Genomic DNA, 18,298 nt, shown 5'->3' with positions numbered 1-18,298 from the left:
CTGCGGGCTGGCCCCAAACCCCGGGGTCGCCCCGGCAGCGTCGGCCCCGCGCGGGGGCCCCGACGGTGTGGACGACCCCTCAGCGGGTTGACGTCACTTGTTGATGCAGGTGTTGCCGAAGGTGGGGTTCAGCAGCCCGATCACGGAGACCGTGTTGCCGCAGGCGTTCACCGGGACGTGCACGGGCACCTGGATCACGTTGCCGGAAGCGACACCCGGGGAGTGCACGGCGGCACCGTGGGCACCCGAGTCGGCGACGGCCATGCCCGCGCCCGCGAGAACCAGACCACCGGTGGCGGCAGCAGCGGCGACGACCTTCTTGATCACTATTTCCTCCTTGTTGGCAAAAAAGCGATCCTGATTAGCGGATCACACCACCAGTAACGAGGAGGGAGTAATCAGGCTACGAGCGTATGGTCGCATTCACTCTTCCCAGTCGCGCCCGCACACGCTGACGAATAGTGAAGGTTCGTTTCTCGGGCGAATTCGGGACATGCCGCCGATCAGGACGCGTCGATGAAGCGGTCGAGGACCCGCACCCCGAACTGCAGCCCGTCCACGGGCACCCGCTCGTCGACCCCGTGGAACATCCCGGCGAAGTCCAGCTCCGGCGGCAGCTTCAGCGGGGCGAAGCCGAAGCCGCGGATGCCGAGGTCGTCGAAGGACTTGGCGTCCGTCCCGCCGGAGAGCATGTAGGGGACGGCCTTGGCGGTCGGGTCCTCGGCGAGCAGCGCGGACTGCATCGCCTCGACCAGTGCCCCGTCGAAGGAGGTCTCCAGGGCCTTGTCGGAGTGCACGTCCTCGCGGCGCACCTTCGGACCGAGGATGCGGTCGAGGTCGGCGAGGAACTCCTCCTCGTGGCCCGGCAGGAAGCGCCCGTCGACGTGCGCGGTGGCCTCGCCCGGAATGACGTTGACCTTGTAGCCGGCGCCCAGCTGGGTCGGGTTGGCGGTGTTGCTCAGGGTCGCGCCGATCAGCTTGGCGATGCCGCCGAGCCGGGCGAGGGTCGACTCCATGTCCTCGGGGTCCAGCTCGGTGCCGAGCGCGTCGCCGAGTTCGTCGAGGAAGGCCCGGGTGGTCTTGGTGACCCGGACGGGGAACTTGTGCCGCCCGAGCCGGGCGACGGCCTCGGACAGCTCGGTGATCGCGTTGTCCCGGTGGATCATCGAGCCGTGCCCGGCGGTGCCGGCGACGGTCAGCTTCATCCAGTGCATGCCCTTCTCGGCCGTCTGGATCAGATAGAGCCGCCGCTGCTCGTTCACCGTGAACGAGAAGCCGCCCACCTCGCTGATCGCCTCGGTGACGCCCTCGAAGAGCTCGGGGTGGCGGTCGACCAGGTACCGGGCGCCGTACAGGCCGCCCGCCTCCTCGTCGGCGAGGAACGCGAGCACGATGTCGCGCGGCGGCCTGCGCCCGGAGCGCAGCCGGTCCCGGACGACCGCGAGGGTCATCGCGTCCATGTCCTTCATGTCGACGGCGCCCCGGCCCCACACACAGCCGTCGGCGACCTCGCCCGAGAAGGGGTCGTGGGTCCAGTCGGCCGCGTTGGCCGGTACGACGTCGAGGTGGCCGTGGATGAGCAGCGCGGGCCGGGACGGGTCCTCGCCCTCGATGCGGGCCACCGTGGAGGCGCGGCCCGGGTGCGACTCGAAGATCCTGGGCTCCAGCCCCACCTCGGCGAGCTTCTCGGCGACGTACTCGGCCGCCCCTCGCTCCCCCGGGCCCGAGTGGTCGCCGTAGTTGCTGGTGTCGAACCTGATCAGCTCGCGGCAGAGGTCCACGACCTCGTCCTCGCCGGTGACGCCCCTGGCCGTGTCGTCCGTCGCGCTCACGCTGCTTCCTCCCGCTGTCGCTGCTGGTGGTCTCCCTCATCCTCCCCCTGCCCGGCGCCCGCGCCCAAGAGTGCTCCCGGCCCGTCACACGCCGTTCACGCCGGAGGCGCCGGGCGGCCGACCGCCTGTGATCGGGCACCTCCGAAAGCCTGGTAATGTTTACGACGTCGCCGCGAGGGAAACCCCGCACGACAGACACCTTGTCCGGGTGGCGGAATGGCAGACGCGCTAGCTTGAGGTGCTAGTGCCCTTTATCGGGCGTGGGGGTTCAAGTCCCCCCTCGGACACGCGAGATGAGCGAGGGTCGTGACCATCAGGTCACGGCCCTCGCTCGTTGTGTGGGGCATCTCTCTCCGTCCCGAAGATCACCAGGTCACCGCCCCTCTGCGGTCCCCCCGACGCCCCCGAACGGCCTCCGCGGACGGCTGACCCGGAGGCGCGAACCCGGCGTCGTACTAAAATTTCCGGCTTGTTACGGAGCTGGAGCCGGACAACCCCAGGCAGACCTGCGGGCCCGCCAGCGCCCCGGAGGCTTCCGGGAACGAGACGCGAGGACCGATGGCAGCCATCGACGAGAGCAGCGCTCTCGACCTGCTCGACGACGAGATCCGCGAACAACTCGGCGACACCGCCCGCTTCTCCGGCGGCCCCGCCGCCTCCCCCCGCACGCTCATCGACGTCTTCGACGCGTCCGTGCGCGCCTACCCGGACGAGCCCGCGCTGGACGACGGCACGACGTCCCTGACCTACCGCGCGCTGGCCGTCGAGGTGGAGAGACTGCGGCGCCGGCTGGCCGCCGCCGGGGTCGGGCTCGGCGACCGGGTGGGGGTCCGGGTGCCGTCCGGGACCAACGACCTCTACGTGGCGATCCTCGCCGTCCTGGCCGCGGGCGCCGCGTACGTCCCCGTGGACGCCGAGGACCCCGACGAGCGGGCCGAGCTGGTGTTCGGGGAGGCGGAGGTGCGGGCCGTCGTCGGAGCCGGGCACGAGCTGACCGTGCACGGGCGCTCCGAGGCGCCCGCCGCCCGCCCCGGCGTCGAGCACGACGCGTGGATCATCTTCACCTCCGGCTCCACCGGGAAGCCCAAGGGCGTCGCCGTCAGCCACCGCAGCGCGGCGGCCTTCGTGGACGCCGAGGCCGCGCTGTTCCTCACCGAGGAGCCGATCGGTCCGGGCGACCGGGTCATGGCTGGGCTGTCGGTCGCCTTCGACGCCTCCTGCGAGGAGATGTGGCTGGCCTGGCGGTACGGGGCCTGTCTGGTGCCGGTGCCGCGGTCGCAGGTCAGGAGCGGTGCCGATCTCGGGCCCTGGCTGGTGGAGCAGGAGATCACCGTCGTCTCGACCGTGCCGACGCTGGCGGCCCTGTGGGAGCCGGAGACCCTCAACGACGTACGCCTGCTGATCTTCGGTGGTGAGGCGTGTCCGCCCGAGCTGGCGCAGCGGCTGGTGACCGAGGGGCGTGAGGTCTGGAACACGTATGGGCCGACCGAGGCGACCGTCGTGGCCTGTGCGTCCCTGATGGGCGGGGAGGAGCCGATCCGGATCGGGCTGCCGCTCAGGGGGTGGGAGCTGGCCGTCGTCGACGAGGCCGGGGAGCCCGTGCCGATGGGCGGCAGCGGGCAGCTGGTGATCGGCGGGGTCGGGCTCGCGCGGTATCTCGACGCCGAGAAGGACGCGGAGAAGTACGCGCCGCTTCGGTCGCTGGGCTGGGAGCGGGCGTACCGCAGTGGGGACCTGGTGAAGGCTGAGCCCGAGGGGCTGGTCTTCCTGGGGCGGGCCGACGAGCAGATCAAGCTCGGCGGGCGGCGGATCGAGCTGGGCGAGGTGGACGCGGCGCTGCAGGCGCTGCCCGGGGTCGCGGGTGCGGCCGCCGCCGTGCGGACCGCCCGCAGCGGCAACCAGCTGCTCGTCGGCTATGTCGTCACCCAGGACGGCTGGGACCAGGCCGCGGCCGTGGAGAAGCTGCGCGCCGAGCTGCCCGCCGCGCTGGTGCCGCTGCTCGCGCCGGTCGACGACCTGCCGACCCGGACGTCCGGGAAGGTCGACCGCAATGCTTTGCCCTGGCCGCTGGAAGGGCTGGAGACGAGCGGTCCGGCCGAGCAGCTCTACGGCACGGAGGCCTGGCTCGCGGAGCAGTGGGCCGAGGTGCTGGGCATCCCCGTCACCGGCGCCTCCGACGACTTCTTCGCGATCGGCGGCAGCAGCCTGGCCGCCGCCCAGCTCACCACCCGGCTGCGCACCCGCTACCCGAGCGCGGCCGTCCTCGACATCTACCAGCAGCCCACCCTGCGCAAGCTGGCCCGCCGGCTGGAGGAGTCGGCGCAGGACGACGGTGCCCGGCGTGCGATCGCGCCGGTGCCGAGGCGCGCGCAGGTGATCCAGCTGCTGCTGCTCGTGCCGCTGTTCACGCTGCTCGGCCTGCGCTGGACGGTCGTGCTGGCCGCGCTGGGCAACGTCCTGCCCGCCTACGGCCGGCTGCCGACCGCCCCGTGGTGGCTGGTGATCGCCGGGGCCCTGCTGTTCTTCAGCCCGCCCGGGCGGCTCGCGCTCGGCGCGGGCGGGGCAAGGCTGCTGCTGCGGGGTGTGCGGCCGGGGCGGTACGCGCGCGGGGGCGGTGTGCATCTGCGGCTGTGGACGGCCGAGCGGCTGGCCGAGTTCAGCGGGGCGACCTCGCTGACCGGGTCCTGGCTGGAGCGGTACGCGCGGGCCCTGGGCGCGAAGATCGGCCCGGACGTCGACCTGCACGCGCTGCCGCCGGTCACCGGGATGCTCAAACTGGGCCGGGGCGCGGCCGTCGAGTCCGAGGTGGACCTGTCCGGCTGGTGGCTGGACGGCGACCGGCTGGAGATCGGTCCGGTCAAGGTCGGGGCGCACGCCGTCGTCGGTACGCGCAGCATGCTCTTCCCGGGCGCCCGCGTCGGCAAGCGGGCCGAGGTGGCGCCGGGCTCGGCCGTCACCGGGCAGGTCCCGACGGGCCAGCGCTGGGCGGGCGCGCCCGCGGTCAAGCTGGGCAAAACCAAGCGCAACTGGCCCAAGGAGCGTCCGCGGCGGGGCATCGCCTGGCGGGCGATGTACGGCGTGACGGGCGTCGCTCTCAGCTTGCTGCCGGTGCTGGCGGCCGGAGCCGCGCTCGCCGTGGCCTACCCGTTCGTCACCGCCGACGCGCCTCTGCGGGGTGCCGCTGTGGCACTGGTCCCGGCCACGCTCGCCTACGGGCTGGCGTACGCGCTGCTGCTCCTGGTCGCCGTACGGCTGTCGAGCCTCGGTCTGCGGGAGGGGACGCATCCGACGCACAGCCGGACCGGCTGGCAGGCGTGGACGGTCACGCAGCTGATGGACCGTTCCCGGGAGACGCTGTTCCCGCTGTACGCGGGGCTGGTCACGCCGGTGTGGCTGCGGCTGCTGGGGATGCGGATCGGGCGGGGCGCCGAGGTGTCGACGGTGCTCGCGCTGCCGAGCCTGACGACGGTCGGGGAGGGCGCGTTCCTGGCCGACGACACGTTGACCGCGCCGTACGAGCTCGGTGGGGGCTGGGTGCGGATCGGGCGTGCGGAGATCGGGCGGCGGGCGTTCCTCGGGAACTCGGGGATGACCGCGCCGGGACGGTCCGTGCCGGACGGCGGGTTGGTCGGGGTGCTGTCGGCGACGCCGAAGAAGGCGAAGAAGGGCAGCTCGTATCTGGGGCTGCCGCCGGTGAAGCTGCCGCGTGCGGCGGCCGACGGCGACCAGAGCCGGACGTACGAGCCGCCGGCCCGGCTGCTGTGGGCGCGCGGACTGGTGGAGCTGTGCCGGATCGTGCCGGTGTTCTGCTCGGCGGGGCTCGCGGTGCTGACGGTGGCGGCGCTGTGCGCGCTGGGGGCGTGGGCTCCGCTGCTGTCGGGGCTGGTGCTGCTCGGCGCGGGCGGCGCGGCGGCGCTGCTGTCCGTCGTCGCGAAGTGGCTGCTCGTCGGGCGGCATCACAGCGGGGAGTATCCGCTGTGGAGCTCCTTCGTGTGGCGCAACGAGCTGGCGGACACGTTCGTCGAGGTCGTGGCCGTGCCGTGGCTGGCCGGTTCGGTGCCGGGTACGCCGCTGATGACGGCGTGGCTGCGCGGGCTCGGGGCACGCATCGGCAGGGGCGTCTGGGTGGAGAGCTACTGGCTGCCGGAGACGGATCTGGTGACGCTGGAGGACGCGGCGACGGTCAACCGGGGCTGTGTGCTCCAGACTCACCTCTTCCACGACCGGATCTTGCGAACGGATACTGTGGTCCTCCGTGAGGGTGCCACGCTGGGCCCTGGCGGGATCGTGCTGCCCGGCAGCACGATCGGGGCCCGGACGACCCTGGGTCCCGCGTCGCTCGTGATGGCCGCGGAGTCCGTTCCGGACGACACCCGCTGGCTCGGCAACCCGATCGAAGCATGGCGTCCCTGAGCGCCGGCCACTCGGAACCGGAGAGCGGCACACCGGCGGGGAGTGGCAGCACGGCGCAGGGAGCGGACGGGGCAGTGGCAGTTCAGCAGTCAGTGGGGTCGGACCCGTATTTCCCGGCCAACGGCGATCCCCGGTACCGGGTGCATCGCTACGAGCTCACGCTGGACTACCGGCCCGGCCCGAACCGGCTGTCGGGCGCGGCGCGGATCAACGCGATCGCGGGGCGGGCGCCGCTCACCGAGTTCCAGCTGAACCTGGCCGACTTCAAGATCGGCCGGGTCCGGGTCGACGGCCGGCAGCCGCACTACACGCATCGGGGCGGCAGACTGCGCATCCGGCCGGCCAAGCCGCTGCGGGCCGGGGCCGCCTTCACCGTCGAGGTCCACTGGTCGGGCAACCCCAAGCCGGTCAGCAGCCCGTGGGGCGGCATCGGCTGGGAGGAACTGGGCGACGGGGCGCTGGTGGCGAGCCAGCCGGTCGGGGCGCCCTCCTGGTACCCGTGCAACGACCGGCCCGCCGACAAGGCGTCGTACCAGATCTCGATCACCACGCCGTCGGCGTACGCGGTGGTCGCGGGCGGGCGCCTGCTGACCCGTACGACGAAGGCCTCGACGACGACCTGGGTGTACGAGCAGTCCGCGCCGACGTCGAGCTATCTCGTCGGGCTGTCGATCGGCAAGTACCAGACGGTGCTGCTGGGCGATCCGGGGCTCGGCGGGGTGCCGCAGCACGGGCACATTCCGGCGCACCTGCTGCCGGAGTTCTCCCGGGACTTCGCCCGCCAGCCCGGGATGATGCACCTCTTCCAACAGCTCTTCGGGCCCTACCCGTTCGACGAGTACGCGGTCGTCGTGACCGAGGAGGAGCTCGATGTCCCCGTCGAGGCCCAGGGGTTGTCGCTGTTCGGCGCCAACCACGTGGACGGGGCCCGGGGTTCGGAGCGGCTCGTGGCGCACGAGCTGGCGCACCAGTGGTTCGGCAACAGCGTGTCCATCGCCGACTGGCGGCACATCTGGCTGAACGAGGGGTTCGCCAAGTACGCGGAGTGGCTGTGGTCGGAGCGCTCGGGCGGCCGTACGGCGCAGCAACTCGCCGCCGCCGCACACCGGTTGCTGTCCACCCTGCCGCAGGACCTCCTCCTGGCCGATCCGGGACGCAAGTCGATGTTCGACGACCGGCTCTACGAGCGCGGCGGCCTCACCGTGCACGCGCTGCGCTGCGCGATGGGCGACGACGCCTTCTTCCGCATGCTGCGCGCCTGGCTCGGTCTGCACCGCGGCGGGGCGGTGACGACGTCGACGTTCACGGCCCACGCGGCACGTTTCGCGCCCGAGCCGCTGGACGACCTGTTCGACGCGTGGCTGTACGCGACGGCCCTGCCGCCGCTGCCGGTGGCTCCGGTGGCGCGGGGCGCGTGATCGCTCCTGCCGGAGCCTGAGCGGCGTCTTGTGGCCCGCGGCGGCGGCGCGCCGCGCTGCCACGGTCCTGTGCGGCGTCCCCCGCCCGGGGCCGAGGGCGCCCGGACCGGCACAATGGGGCCCATGTCCCGACGCACCGCCCGGCCTTCCGGGTCCGCCCCGCCCGCCTCCTGCCCGTGCGGCCTTCCCGCGGCGTACGAGGCGTGCTGCGGGCGGTACCACTCCGGCGGCCTCGCCGCGCCGACCGCCGAGGCGCTGATGCGGTCGCGGTACAGCGCCTTCGTGAAGGGGGACGTGGGGTATCTGACGCGGACCTGGCACCCCCGGACCCGGCCCGGGCGGCTCGACCTGGATCCCCGGATGCGGTGGACCGGGCTGGAGATCCTCGACACGGTCGACGGAACGGCCTTCCACGCCACGGGGATCGTGGAGTTCCGGGCTTCCTACCGGGGCGGTGCGCTGCGCGAGCGGAGCCGGTTCGAGCGGGTGGACGGGGCCTGGGTGTACGTGGACGGGGAGTTCCCGGAGTAGTGCCGTAGGAGGTGCGCGGTACTGGGGTGCGCGTGCGTGGTACCGCCGTGCGCGTGCGCGGTACGGCGGGTGCGCGTCACGGGGCCAGGATGTCCAGTTCCTGGAGGGCGCCGACCGTGATCTCCCGGGTCAGTTTCTCCGCGCGGTGCGCGTCTCCCTCGCGGACCGCCTCCGCGACCTGGACGTGAAGGGTGACGGCGGCCGGGTCGGGGTCCTCGAACATGACCTCGTGATGGGTGCGGCCGGCGAGGACCTCCGCGACGACGTCGCCGAGGCGGGCGAACATCTCGTTGCCGGAGGCCGTGAGGATCACGCGGTGGAAGGCGACGTCGTGGACGAGGTAGCCCTCCAGTTGGTGGCCGCGTGAGTTGGCCACCATGCCGAGCGCGCACTCGGTCAGCTCGGCGCACTGCTCCGCCGTGGCGTGTTTCGCCGCCAGGCCGGCCGCGACCGGCTCGATCGCCGAGCGCAGGACGGTGAGCGAGCGCAGTTGGTGCGGGCGGTCGGCGCCCTCCAGACGCCAGCGGATGACCTGCGGGTCGTAGACGTTCCACTCCGCCTTCGGGCGCACCGTCACGCCCACCCGGCGGCGGGACTCGACCAGGTGCATGGACTCGAGGACGCGGACCGCCTCGCGCATCACCGAGCGGGAGACGTCGAAGCGCTGGGCCAGCTCGTCGGTGCGCAGGACGCTGCCAGGCGGGTACTCGCCCGCGGTGATGGCGGGGCCGAGGGTGTCCAGTACATGGCCGTGCAGACCCCGGCCCGGAGTGGTCATGTACTCAGCGTACGGGGTGGATCACGAGCCCATAAAGTCAGACTTATTTGTCACAGGGTCTTGAATTCGTCGTACGTAATAGGTTTCAGTGTCGTCGACATCAGGTGTCGAGGAAGACAGCGAGGCAGAGATGCGTACCCCCCACGTCGTCGTGGTGATGGGCGTCGCCGGCACGGGCAAGACCACGATCGGTCCGCTGCTCGCGGCCCGGCTGGGCGTTCCGTACGCCGAGGGCGACGACTTCCACCCGCAGGCCAACATCGCCAAGATGTCGGCCGGCATCCCGCTCGGCGACGACGACAGGTGGCCGTGGCTCGACGCCATCGGCACCTGGGCGCAGGGGCGGGCCGGGCTGGGCGGGGTGGTCAGCTGCTCGGCGCTGAAGCGGTCGTACCGCGACCGGCTCCGCGCCGCGGCTCCCGGGGTCGTGTTCCTGCACCTCGCCGGCGACCGGACGCTGATCGAGGACCGGATGACGCACCGGCGGGGGCACTTCATGCCGACCGCGCTGCTGGACTCCCAGTTCGCCACGCTCCAGCCGCTCCAGGCGGACGAGGCGGGGGTCACGGTCGATGTCACCGGCAGCCCGGAGGAGATCACCGAACGGTCCGCGACCGCGCTCGACGCGCTTCCCGACCCTCAGCGGTAGCGACCCGGAACCCGGGAGCACCCCCGCAGTACCCGCAGTTCCCCGGTGCCGCGGCACCCGGGGTACCGGATCACCCGTAGTACCCGCGGGACGGCACCACCCGCAGTGCCCGCGGTACGGCACCACCCGTAGCACCCGCAGTACCGGATCACCCCCAGGACCCGTACCGCGGCCTCGTAGTACCTCCGTACCTCCCTCCCCCATCCCCCCGTATCCGTAAGGGACTCCCTTGACCAGACTCAGCGTCGAGATGCTGGCAGCGGACACCGTCGAGCCGATCACCTCGGCCGGCCACGCCCAGCTGGGCATAGCCGTGCTGGCGGGCATCGCCGTCATCGTCCTGCTCATCACCAAGTTCAAACTGCACGCCTTCCTGGCGCTGACGATCGGCTCGCTCGCGCTGGGCGCGTTCGCCGGGGCGCCGCTCGACAAGGCCATCGTCAGCTTCACCACCGGCCTCGGCTCCACCGTCGCCGGCGTGGGCGTGCTGATCGCGCTGGGCGCGATCCTCGGCAAGCTGCTCGCCGACTCCGGCGGCGCCGACCAGATCGTCGACACGATCCTCGCCAGGGCGGGCGGCCGTTCGATGCCGTGGGCGATGGTGCTGATCGCCTCGGTGATCGGTCTGCCGCTGTTCTTCGAGGTCGGCGTCGTGCTGCTGATCCCGGTCGTGCTGATGGTCGCCAAGCGCGGCAACTTCTCGCTCATGCGGATCGGCATCCCGGCGCTCGCCGGTCTGTCGGTGATGCACGGGCTGGTGCCGCCGCACCCGGGTCCGCTCGTCGCGATCGACGCGGTCAAGGCCAACCTGGGCGTCACGCTGGCGCTGGGTGTGCTGGTCGCCGTTCCGACGGTGGTCATCGCCGGTCCGCTGTTCTCACGGTTCGCCGCCCGCTGGGTGGACGTGCCCGCCCCCGAGCGCATGATCCCGCAACGCCCCTCGGAGGAGCTGGAGCGGCGCCCCGGCTTCGGTGCCACGCTGGCGACCATCCTGCTGCCGGTCGTGCTGATGCTGGCCAAGGCACTGGTCGACATCGTCATCGACGATCCCGAGAACACGGTGCAGCGCGTCTTCGACGTCGTCGGCTCCCCGCTGATCGCCCTGCTCGCCGCCGTGATCGTCGGCATCTTCACGCTGGGTCGGCCCGCCGGGTTCTCCAAGGAGCGGATCTCGCAGCTCGTGGAGAAGGGGCTCGCGCCCATCGCGGGCATCCTGCTGATCGTGGGCGCGGGCGGCGGCTTCAAGCAGACGCTGATCGACTGCGGGGTGGGCCGGATGGTCCTGGAGATCTCCGAGGACTGGTCGATCCCGGCGCTGCTGCTGGCCTGGCTGATCGCGGTGGCGATCCGGCTGGCGACCGGTTCGGCGACGGTGGCGACGGTCTCGGCGGCCGGCCTGGTCGCTCCGCTCGCGGCCGACATGTCGACGACCCACGCGGCCCTGCTGGTGCTGGCCATCGGTGCCGGCTCGCTCTTCTTCAGCCATGTCAACGACGCCGGCTTCTGGCTGGTGAAGGAGTACTTCGGGCTGAGCGTCGGGCAGACGATCAAGACCTGGTCCGTCATGGAGACGATCATCTCGGTCGTCGCCGGCGGTGTGGTCCTGCTCCTGTCGCTGATCATCTAGTGCCGCGGCAGGCAACGTTTGCCCGGTGAGGAGCGGCGTCCGGTGCGTGCTCTCGGTGTGCCGGCCGGAAGCCCTCGTACTGGATGTACTTGGGCTTTCGGCCGGTGCGGCGAGAGGGCGTGCCGGGCGTCGCGACGGGGCGAACGTTGCCTGTCGCGGCACTAGGAGTACGGCGATGAGTCACCCCCTGTTCGACATCAGCGGCCGTACGGCCCTGGTGACCGGCTCCAGCCGGGGCATCGGACTCGCGCTCGCGCGCGGCCTGGCGGAGGCCGGCTGCACGGTGGTCCTCAACGGCCGGGACGGCGAACGCCTCGAGCGGGCGGCCGCCGAACTGCCCGGCGGCCGGGTGCACACGGCCGTGTTCGACGTCACGGACGGTTCCTCGGTCCGGGCCGGCATCGCGGATGTCGAACAGCGGGTGGGCCCGCTCGACATCCTGGTCAACAACGCGGGCATGCAACTGCGCGCTCCGCTCCTGGAGTTCACGGACACGGACTGGCACCGCATCCTGAACACCAACCTGACCAGCGCGTTCCTCGTCGGCCGCGAGGCCGCGCGCGGGATGACGGAACGCGGCCACGGCAAGATCGTCAACATCTGCTCGCTGCAGAGCGAGGTGGTCCGGCCCGGTATCGCGCCCTACGCGGCCACCAAGGGCGCGTTGAAGATGCTCACCAAGGGCATGTGCGCGGACTGGGGCCCGTACGGCGTGCAGGTCAACGGCCTGGGCCCCGGCTACATCGAGACCGAGCTGACCCAACCCCTCGTGCGGGACGAGGAGTTCAGCGCGTGGGTGCGACGGCGGACCCCGGCCGGCCGTTGGGGCCGCACCGAGGACCTGGTGGGCGGAGTGCTGTTCCTGGCCTCGCCCGCGGCGGACTTCGTCAGCGGACAGGTGCTGTACGTCGACGGCGGTATGACGAGTGTCCTCTGAAGGGAGCTGAGCGGATGCCGGCGTGTGTGATCCACGGGCAGGGCGACCTGCGCGTCGAGGAACTGGCGTCACCCTCCCCCGGCCCGGGGCAGGTGCTCGTCGCGGTCCGCTACGGCGGGATCTGCGGCTCCGACCTGCACTACTGGCGGCACGGCGGAGTCGGCGACTTCCGGCTGAGGGAGCCGATGGTGCTGGGCCACGAGGTGGTGGGCACCGTGACCGCGGGACCCCTCGCCGGTACGGCCGTCGCCGTGCACCCGGCCACCCCGTGCGGGGTCTGCCCGGAGTGCCGGGACGGGCGGCGCAACGTCTGCCGCGACACCCGGTACCTCGGCAGCGCGGCCCGGATGCCGCATGTGCAGGGCGGGTTCGCGACGGAGATCGTCGTCCCCGTCGAGCAGGTACGGCCGCTGCCGGACGGTCTGGGGCCACGCCGGGCGGCGCTGGCCGAGCCGCTCGCGGTGGCCGTGCACGCGGTCCGGCGGGCCGGACCCGTGGCCGGACGGCACGTCCTGGTCACCGGCGCCGGGCCGATCGGCTGCCTGGTGGTCGCGGCGGCCAAGGCGGCCGGCGCGGCCCACGTGACCGTGACCGACCTGCTGCCGACGGCGCTGGGCCACGCGCGCACCGCCGGCGCGGACACCCTCGTACGCGCCGACGATCCGGCGCATCCGGGGTGGCCGTCCGAGGTGGACGTGGCCGTCGAGGCGTCCGGGGTGGCCGCCGGGCTCGACACCTGTCTGCGGCTGGTGCGGCGCGGCGGGGTCGTCGTCCAGCTCGGCATGCTTCCGCCGGGCCGGAACCCCTTCGCGGGGAACCTGGTGGTCAGCCGGGAGATCGAGCTGCGCGGAGCGTTCCGCTTCGACACGGAGTTCGACGACGCCCTGACGCTGCTCGCGTCCCGGGACGCCTTCGACGGGCTGATCAGCGCGGTGGTCCCGGTACAGGAGGCGGAGTCGGCGTTCGTTCTGGCAGCGGACCGGGCGCGGTCCTGCAAGGTGCTGCTGGACTTCGGCGCCGGCTGAGCGGCGGTTCGGGGCTTGTGTCCCGAGGTCGGCCCGGTGGGTTCCGGGAGATGGTGCTGCGGCACCATCATGAGGGGACTTCCTCGGGGGGCCGTGAACCACCGCACCGTCGCGGCGCGCCCGGAAGCGACGACTGGGGGGGCGTCATGGCGATATCGCTCGGTACGCGGGTCTCGGCCCTGCTGGTGGCGGGCGCCGTGGCGATCGTGACGGCGGCCGTGTACGAGGGGCGCGGCGACACCGGGGCTCCGCCGCGCGGGGGGAGCGACACGAGCGTGTCCGGCGGGGGACGCGGGGGCGCCGCGGAGGTGGAGGAGCGTGGGGTGGGCAGTCCCACGCCCGCCGCGAGTGCGCTGGGATCCACGGAGACGGGGCGGTCCGTGACCTCCGGGCCGACCGGTGCTTCCAGCCCTGACGGACCGGACGGACCTGCCGGCCGGGCCGGTGACGCCGGTCCCGTGCCGGGCACGACCGCTCCCCACCCCGTCACCGCGCTCCCCTGGCTGCCGCCCGGGCCCGTCTCCCCCGACGCCGACCACCGGCCGGATCCGGCGAGCGTGTACGACCTTCTGCGGGAGCCCGAGGCGTGCGCGGACGCCCTTCGGGTGATCCCCCGGCCCGCGGTCGGCGACGACTGGCGGGTGCTGCGCGGACTGGCTCACGCCTGCCTCGCCGTCCAGGGCCGGGGTGGCAGCTGGAAGGTGGCCGAGCGGGACCACGCGGCGCTCGCCGGCACGGTGAACACCTGCAAGGGCGGTGCCGCTCAGCGCGTCCTGGCCGGACTGATCGCGTTCCACCGGGCCCGGCCTTCGGGCACCGCCCGGCTGACGAGCGCCCCGGCCGGCGCCGCGCCCGCCTGCTCCTACGGGGTTCACTCGGTCGATGTCGGCGAGGACGGGGAGGCACGGCCCGGCGAGACGATTCACGTCGAGCTGCGCGGTACGTATTTCGATCACACGGAGCTGCTGCGGGAGGGGGCGGTGCTCATCGGCGGGCGGCCCGTGGCCGGGCCGGCGCTCGCCGTGCCCGGGACAGGGGCGGGAGCGGGAACGGAGCGGGGTGACGGGCTCGTGCTGGCCGTCGTCGTACCGGCTCTCGACGCCGGGTATCCGCGGTCCGTCGACGTCGTCGTGCGGTATGCGGTGGTGGAGGTCGTCAAGGAGGCGGCGTTCCGGGTGGTGGGTCCCGGGGTGGGCGGGCCCACGGCTTCTCCTGGGCCCGGCTCGTCGAATCCGCCGGGGTCGCCGAACGGCCCCGGTTCCCAGGCCTTTCCTCCCGGCGCCCCGGGCCCTCCCGGGTCTCCCGGCCTCGTCGCCCGCTGAAGCACCTCATCCGCTGAAGCACCTCATCCGCGCCAGAGCGGATGCTCCCGTTCCGCCCACTCCGGGCTCACCGACCCCGTCCGCATGCCCCGCCGGGCCTCCGGGTCGCCCAGGGCCATGCCGATGTGGCCGGCGAGGACGACGCCGATGGTCAGGGCCAGCCAGTCGTGGACGAAGGTCGCGCTGGTGCGCCACATGATCGGGGTGAGGTGGGTGAACCACATGAGCAGCCCTGTGCCGAGCATCACCAGCGTCGCGCCGGCGATCCAGGCGGCGTAGATCTTCTGCCCCGCGTTGAACTTGGCCGCCGGGCGGGACTCGCGGCGCCGGTCGCGGCGCAGGGCGGCGCGCAGCCAGCGGCGGTCGTGCGGGCCGAAGCGGTTGAGGTGTCCGAGGTCGGCGCGGAAGGCGCGGGAGGCGAGGCCCGCAAGGACGGGCACGGGCAGGGCGAGGCCGGCCCACTCGTGGACGCGGACCACCAGCTCGCGGCGGCCGACGAGCCGGGCGAGCTCGGGGACGTACAGGAAAGCCGCCGTCACCACGCACACGCCCATCAGCGCGGCCGTCGCGCGGTGCACCCACCGTTCGGCCCGGCTGAAGCGGCGGATCCTCGTGGCGGGCGGCGCGGCCTCAGCTCGTAGGCTCATCGTCCCGCCCGTTCGAACGGCCCACCCAGGCGTCGACGTCGTAGCCGCGTTCCTCCCAGTAGCCGGGCCGCACCTTCTCGGTGACGGTGATGCCGGAGAGCCACTTGGCGGACTTGTAGAAGTACATGGGGGCCACATAGAGGCGGACGGGGCCGCCGTGGTCGTGGCCGAGGTCCTCGTCCTGCATGCGCAGGGCGACCAGGACGTCGGGGCGGCGGGCCTGGGCGAGGGTGAGGCTCTCGGTGTAGGTGCCGTCGAAGCTGGTGAAGCGGACGGCGCCGGCCTGCGCGCGGACCCCGGCCGCGTCGAGCAGCACGGACAGGCGGACGCCCTCGAAGGAGGTCCCGGGGACCCGCCAGCCGGTGACGCACTGCACGTCCCTGACCAGGCGGGTCTGCGGCAGGGCCCTGAGGTCGGCCAGGGTGTGGCCGGTGGGGCGGTCGACGAGGCCGTCGACGGTGAGACGGTACGTCTCGGCGTTCTTGTGGGGGACGGAGGAGGCCACGGAGTAGTAGCGGAAGCCGCCGCCGTTGGGGAGCAGGTCGGTGAGGCCGGTGGGGTCCTTGTCGGCGGCGCTGCCGAGGAAGTCCTCCAGGCCGCGCTGCAGGGTGGGCGCCGCGACGACGCCGAGGGCGCCCAGGCCGAGGGTGCCGAGGAAGACGCGGCGGCCGACGGGGGTGCCGCGTTCCTCGGGTTGTTCGGGATTCACCTGTCCATTCGAGCACTCGGGGGCCGCGGCGGCCAGTGATCCGGGGCGGCCGTCAGATTTCCGTCATCACTTCTCACCTGGTTCTCAGCGGGGAACTCTCAGCGGGAGCGCCCCGCGTCGATGCCGAGGGCGCCGTCGCGGGCGGCGCGGAAGGCGGCGTCCGGGTCGCGGTCCGGGTACGACCAGGGCGCCGGGGTGGCGTGGTCGCCGATGCGGTGGAACAGGGGGGCCGCCTCGGCGGGCCGGCCCTCGCAGACCTTGGCGTGGGCGAGGTAGTTCAGGTCGATCAGCCGGCGGGGGTGCCCGTCGTGCTCCCACTCCAGCCACCAGTCGAACGCGGCCTTCATGACGTCCCGGGCCCGGTGGTCGCGCCAGTGGGCCGCGGTGGCCGGGTCGGCGGGGGCGAGCCCGCGGACGGCCAGGGCGCGATAGCGCTCGGCGTGGGCGACGATCGGGAGGATGGCGAGCGGCGAGTCGGCGGGGGCCTGCTCCGCGGCCCAGGCGGCGAAGTCGTACACCTCGTGCAGCGGGTCCGGGCCGGCGGCGGCGCGGCGTTCGGCGAGCAGGGCGACCATCAGATGGTGCGCGTGGTGGTGGTCGCGGTGGCGGGCCCGGACCTCCTCGAAGACCCGGACGGCGTCGGCGGAGCCGTCGCGCTCCAGCATCAGCAGGCCTAGCCAGGGGGTGGGGTCGGCCGGCGCGAGCGCGGCGGCGTCCCGGCAGGCGGCGCGGGCGCGGGCCGGGGACTCCTTGCCGCGCAGGGCGCGCCGGACCCGGGCGAGGGCGAGCAGGACGGTGGCGTCGGCGCAGCCGGGTTCGGCCAGCAGCCACTCCTGGGCCCAGGCGGCGGCGTACGGTTCGAGGGCGAGGACGGTGAACCGGTGTCCGCGGCGGTCCCAGTCGTCGCCGGTCCGGGCGAGCAGGGAGCGGACGGCCTGCCAGCGGCCCTGTGCCAGCGCGGCGCGGGCGGCGGCGAGGTCGGTGTCGTCGAGGGCGGCGCCGGGGTCCGCGTCGGACGGACGGGCCGCGCGCTCACGGTCTGCGTCGAGGGGGGATGGGGGCACCGCGGGACTTCCTCATCCTCCTCGGTGACGGACCTGACGTCGGCACGCGATCGGCCGATCACCCACAGCAAATCCGCAGGCGGGACTTCCGTCAAGGGCCGGAGTCACATGACAGGTGTCAACTGCCGCCTGGCGAAGGGGACTTGGCGGAGCCCCACCGCTGGTGGGCGCGGGTGCGGGCGGCGCCGGTGTGGCGTACGCCATGGCGCGGCCCGATCCGGTCCCGCAGCATGGCTGTACGGTCGCGCCGCGGCCCGGCCCTCAGCGCCGGTCCCGTCGGGTGCCGCGACCGGGTCAGCGGCCCGTCTTTTTCGGGCACTCCCAGGGGCACCGAAGGCACTGGGACGCTACAGTCGGCCACTACCCCTCCGTGGCCCGACCCGATGATCGAGGTATGCAGCGTGTCGGTTCTGGTTCTGGTTCTCGCCGTGAGCGCTGCCTGCTGCCTGGGTTTCGGTTTCGTCCTGCAGCAGAACGCGGCCCAGAAGGCGCCGCCCGGCGACTTCCTCTCGCCCCGGCTGCTGCTCGACCTGATGCGGATGCCGCGCTGGCTGGGCGGCATCGGCCTGATGGTGGTCGGCATGGCGCTGGGCGCGGTCGCGCTCGGCAGAGGCGAGATCTCCCTCGTGGAACCGCTGCTGGCGACGAACCTCCTCTTCGCCCTCGCTCTGTCCCGCCACCAGACCAAGCAGCCCCTGGGCCGTCAGGGCTGGGCGGGTCTGGTGCTGCTCGCGGGCGGGGTGAGCGCGTTCATCCTCGCGGGCGAGCCACGCGGCGGCACCGCGATCGACGATCCGCTGCGGCACTGGCTGATCATCGGCGTGATGGTCGGCCTGGCCCTGCTGCTCACCACGTACGGCAAGCGCTCACGGCTGTCCTCGGGCCCGGTCCTGCTCTCCCTCGCGGCCGGCCTCCTCTACGGTGTGCAGGACGCGCTGACCCGGGTCAGCGGGGAGCGCTTCTCCGCTGGCGGCCTCCTCGATGTGCTGACCAGCTGGCAGCCGTACGCCGTACTGGCCCTCGGGGTGACCGGGCTGGTGCTGGTCCAGAGCGCGTTCGAGACGGCGCCGCTGCGCATGTCGCTGCCCGCGCTGACCGCGGCCCAGCCGCTCGCCGGGATCATCTGCGGCGTCGGCTTCCTCGGCGACCGGCTGCGCACCGACACCGGTGCGCTGGCCTGGGAGGCGGCGGGGCTCGCGGCCGTCGTCGCGGGCATCGTGCTGCTCGGTCTGCATCCGGCGATGCCGAAGGGCACGGGCACGCGGGAGCGGATGCGGGACTTCCAGACGCAGTGACCCGGCCGCCCGGGCCCGGCTCTGCCCGGGCCCGGGGGGCCCTGCTTGGAT

At 73.1% G+C, this 18,298-nt stretch carries 15 protein-coding genes and 1 tRNA gene; 10 read left to right on the top strand and 6 right to left on the bottom strand.

Annotated elements, in window-relative coordinates:
* Positions 1–93 precede the first annotated feature (93 nt).
* Positions 94–327 (bottom strand): chaplin ChpH, encoded by a 234-nt coding sequence (chpH, locus tag ACPT94_RS25780; protein ID WP_360348390.1) that lies wholly within the window; start codon positions 325–327, stop codon positions 94–96.
* 176 nt (positions 328–503) lie between these two features.
* The gene (locus ACPT94_RS25775; protein ID WP_360348393.1) at positions 504–1,832 is read right to left on the bottom strand and encodes a M20/M25/M40 family metallo-hydrolase; all 1,329 of its coding nucleotides are present in this window, start codon (positions 1,830–1,832) and stop codon (positions 504–506) included.
* 202 nt (positions 1,833–2,034) lie between these two features.
* Here ACPT94_RS25775 and ACPT94_RS25770 point away from each other — a divergent pair.
* The 4 genes from ACPT94_RS25770 (at position 2,035) to ACPT94_RS25755 (ending at position 8,194) form a co-directional block, all read left to right on the top strand.
* A tRNA-Leu gene (locus tag ACPT94_RS25770) sits at positions 2,035–2,119 on the top strand.
* 271 nt (positions 2,120–2,390) lie between these two features.
* Positions 2,391–6,245: a Pls/PosA family non-ribosomal peptide synthetase gene (locus ACPT94_RS25765; RefSeq protein WP_425246915.1), complete on the top strand. Its 3,855-nt coding sequence runs from the start codon at positions 2,391–2,393 to the stop codon at positions 6,243–6,245.
* Between the two features lie 74 nt (positions 6,246–6,319).
* Complete coding sequence (locus ACPT94_RS25760) at positions 6,320–7,663, top strand: M1 family metallopeptidase (RefSeq protein WP_425246914.1); 1,344 nt, start codon at positions 6,320–6,322, stop codon at positions 7,661–7,663.
* 123 nt (positions 7,664–7,786) lie between these two features.
* A complete protein-coding gene (locus ACPT94_RS25755; RefSeq protein WP_425246913.1) occupies positions 7,787–8,194 on the top strand; it encodes a YchJ family protein in 408 nt (135 codons plus the stop codon).
* A 76-nt stretch (positions 8,195–8,270) separates the two neighbouring features.
* Here the strand turns inward: ACPT94_RS25755 and ACPT94_RS25750 are convergent, their stop codons facing one another.
* A complete protein-coding gene (locus ACPT94_RS25750) occupies positions 8,271–8,972 on the bottom strand; it encodes a FadR/GntR family transcriptional regulator (protein WP_360348402.1) in 702 nt (233 codons plus the stop codon).
* Positions 8,973–9,102: 130 nt separating this feature from the next.
* Here ACPT94_RS25750 and ACPT94_RS25745 point away from each other — a divergent pair, with 130 nt between their 5' ends.
* The 5 genes from ACPT94_RS25745 to ACPT94_RS25725 all read left to right on the top strand — a co-directional run bounded on the left by ACPT94_RS25745 (position 9,103) and on the right by ACPT94_RS25725 (position 14,532).
* Positions 9,103–9,621: a gluconokinase gene (locus ACPT94_RS25745; RefSeq protein ID WP_360348405.1), complete on the top strand. Its 519-nt coding sequence runs from the start codon at positions 9,103–9,105 to the stop codon at positions 9,619–9,621.
* A 229-nt stretch (positions 9,622–9,850) separates the two neighbouring features.
* Complete coding sequence (locus ACPT94_RS25740; protein ID WP_360348408.1) at positions 9,851–11,248, top strand: GntP family permease; 1,398 nt, start codon at positions 9,851–9,853, stop codon at positions 11,246–11,248.
* A 175-nt stretch (positions 11,249–11,423) separates the two neighbouring features.
* Positions 11,424–12,185, top strand: coding sequence for an SDR family oxidoreductase (locus tag ACPT94_RS25735; RefSeq protein WP_360348411.1), 762 nt, complete (start codon positions 11,424–11,426; stop codon positions 12,183–12,185).
* A 14-nt stretch (positions 12,186–12,199) separates the two neighbouring features.
* A complete protein-coding gene (locus tag ACPT94_RS25730) occupies positions 12,200–13,210 on the top strand; it encodes an L-idonate 5-dehydrogenase (RefSeq protein ID WP_360348414.1) in 1,011 nt (336 codons plus the stop codon).
* Between the two features lie 146 nt (positions 13,211–13,356).
* Positions 13,357–14,532 carry a hypothetical protein gene (locus ACPT94_RS25725; protein ID WP_360348417.1) on the top strand — a complete coding sequence of 392 codons (1,176 nt, stop codon included), beginning with the start codon at positions 13,357–13,359 and terminating at the stop codon, positions 14,530–14,532.
* Between the two features lie 23 nt (positions 14,533–14,555).
* On the opposite strand, the gene ACPT94_RS25720 is transcribed toward ACPT94_RS25725, so the two are convergent.
* From ACPT94_RS25720 to ACPT94_RS25710, 3 genes are all read right to left on the bottom strand, one after another.
* Positions 14,556–15,179 (bottom strand): cytochrome b/b6 domain-containing protein, encoded by a 624-nt coding sequence (locus tag ACPT94_RS25720; RefSeq protein ID WP_360348420.1) that lies wholly within the window; start codon positions 15,177–15,179, stop codon positions 14,556–14,558.
* Positions 15,163–15,888 carry a molybdopterin-dependent oxidoreductase gene (locus ACPT94_RS25715; protein WP_425246912.1) on the bottom strand — a complete coding sequence of 242 codons (726 nt, stop codon included), beginning with the start codon at positions 15,886–15,888 and terminating at the stop codon, positions 15,163–15,165. Before ACPT94_RS25715 ends, ACPT94_RS25720 begins: the two co-directional genes overlap by 17 nt.
* A 98-nt stretch (positions 15,889–15,986) precedes the next feature.
* The gene (locus ACPT94_RS25710; protein ID WP_360348426.1) at positions 15,987–16,952 is read right to left on the bottom strand and encodes a hypothetical protein; all 966 of its coding nucleotides are present in this window, start codon (positions 16,950–16,952) and stop codon (positions 15,987–15,989) included.
* A 383-nt stretch (positions 16,953–17,335) separates the two neighbouring features.
* Between ACPT94_RS25710 and ACPT94_RS25705 the strand changes: the two genes are divergently transcribed.
* Complete coding sequence (locus ACPT94_RS25705) at positions 17,336–18,247, top strand: DMT family transporter (protein ID WP_425246911.1); 912 nt, start codon at positions 17,336–17,338, stop codon at positions 18,245–18,247.
* Positions 18,248–18,298: the final 51 nt, after the last annotated feature.

The organism is Streptomyces aurantiaciflavus (genome assembly GCF_049808595.1).
Lineage (GTDB): Bacteria > Actinomycetota > Actinomycetes > Streptomycetales > Streptomycetaceae > Streptomyces.
Note: the sequence above shows the minus strand (reverse complement) of the source record. Positions and strands in the feature narration are given on the sequence as shown.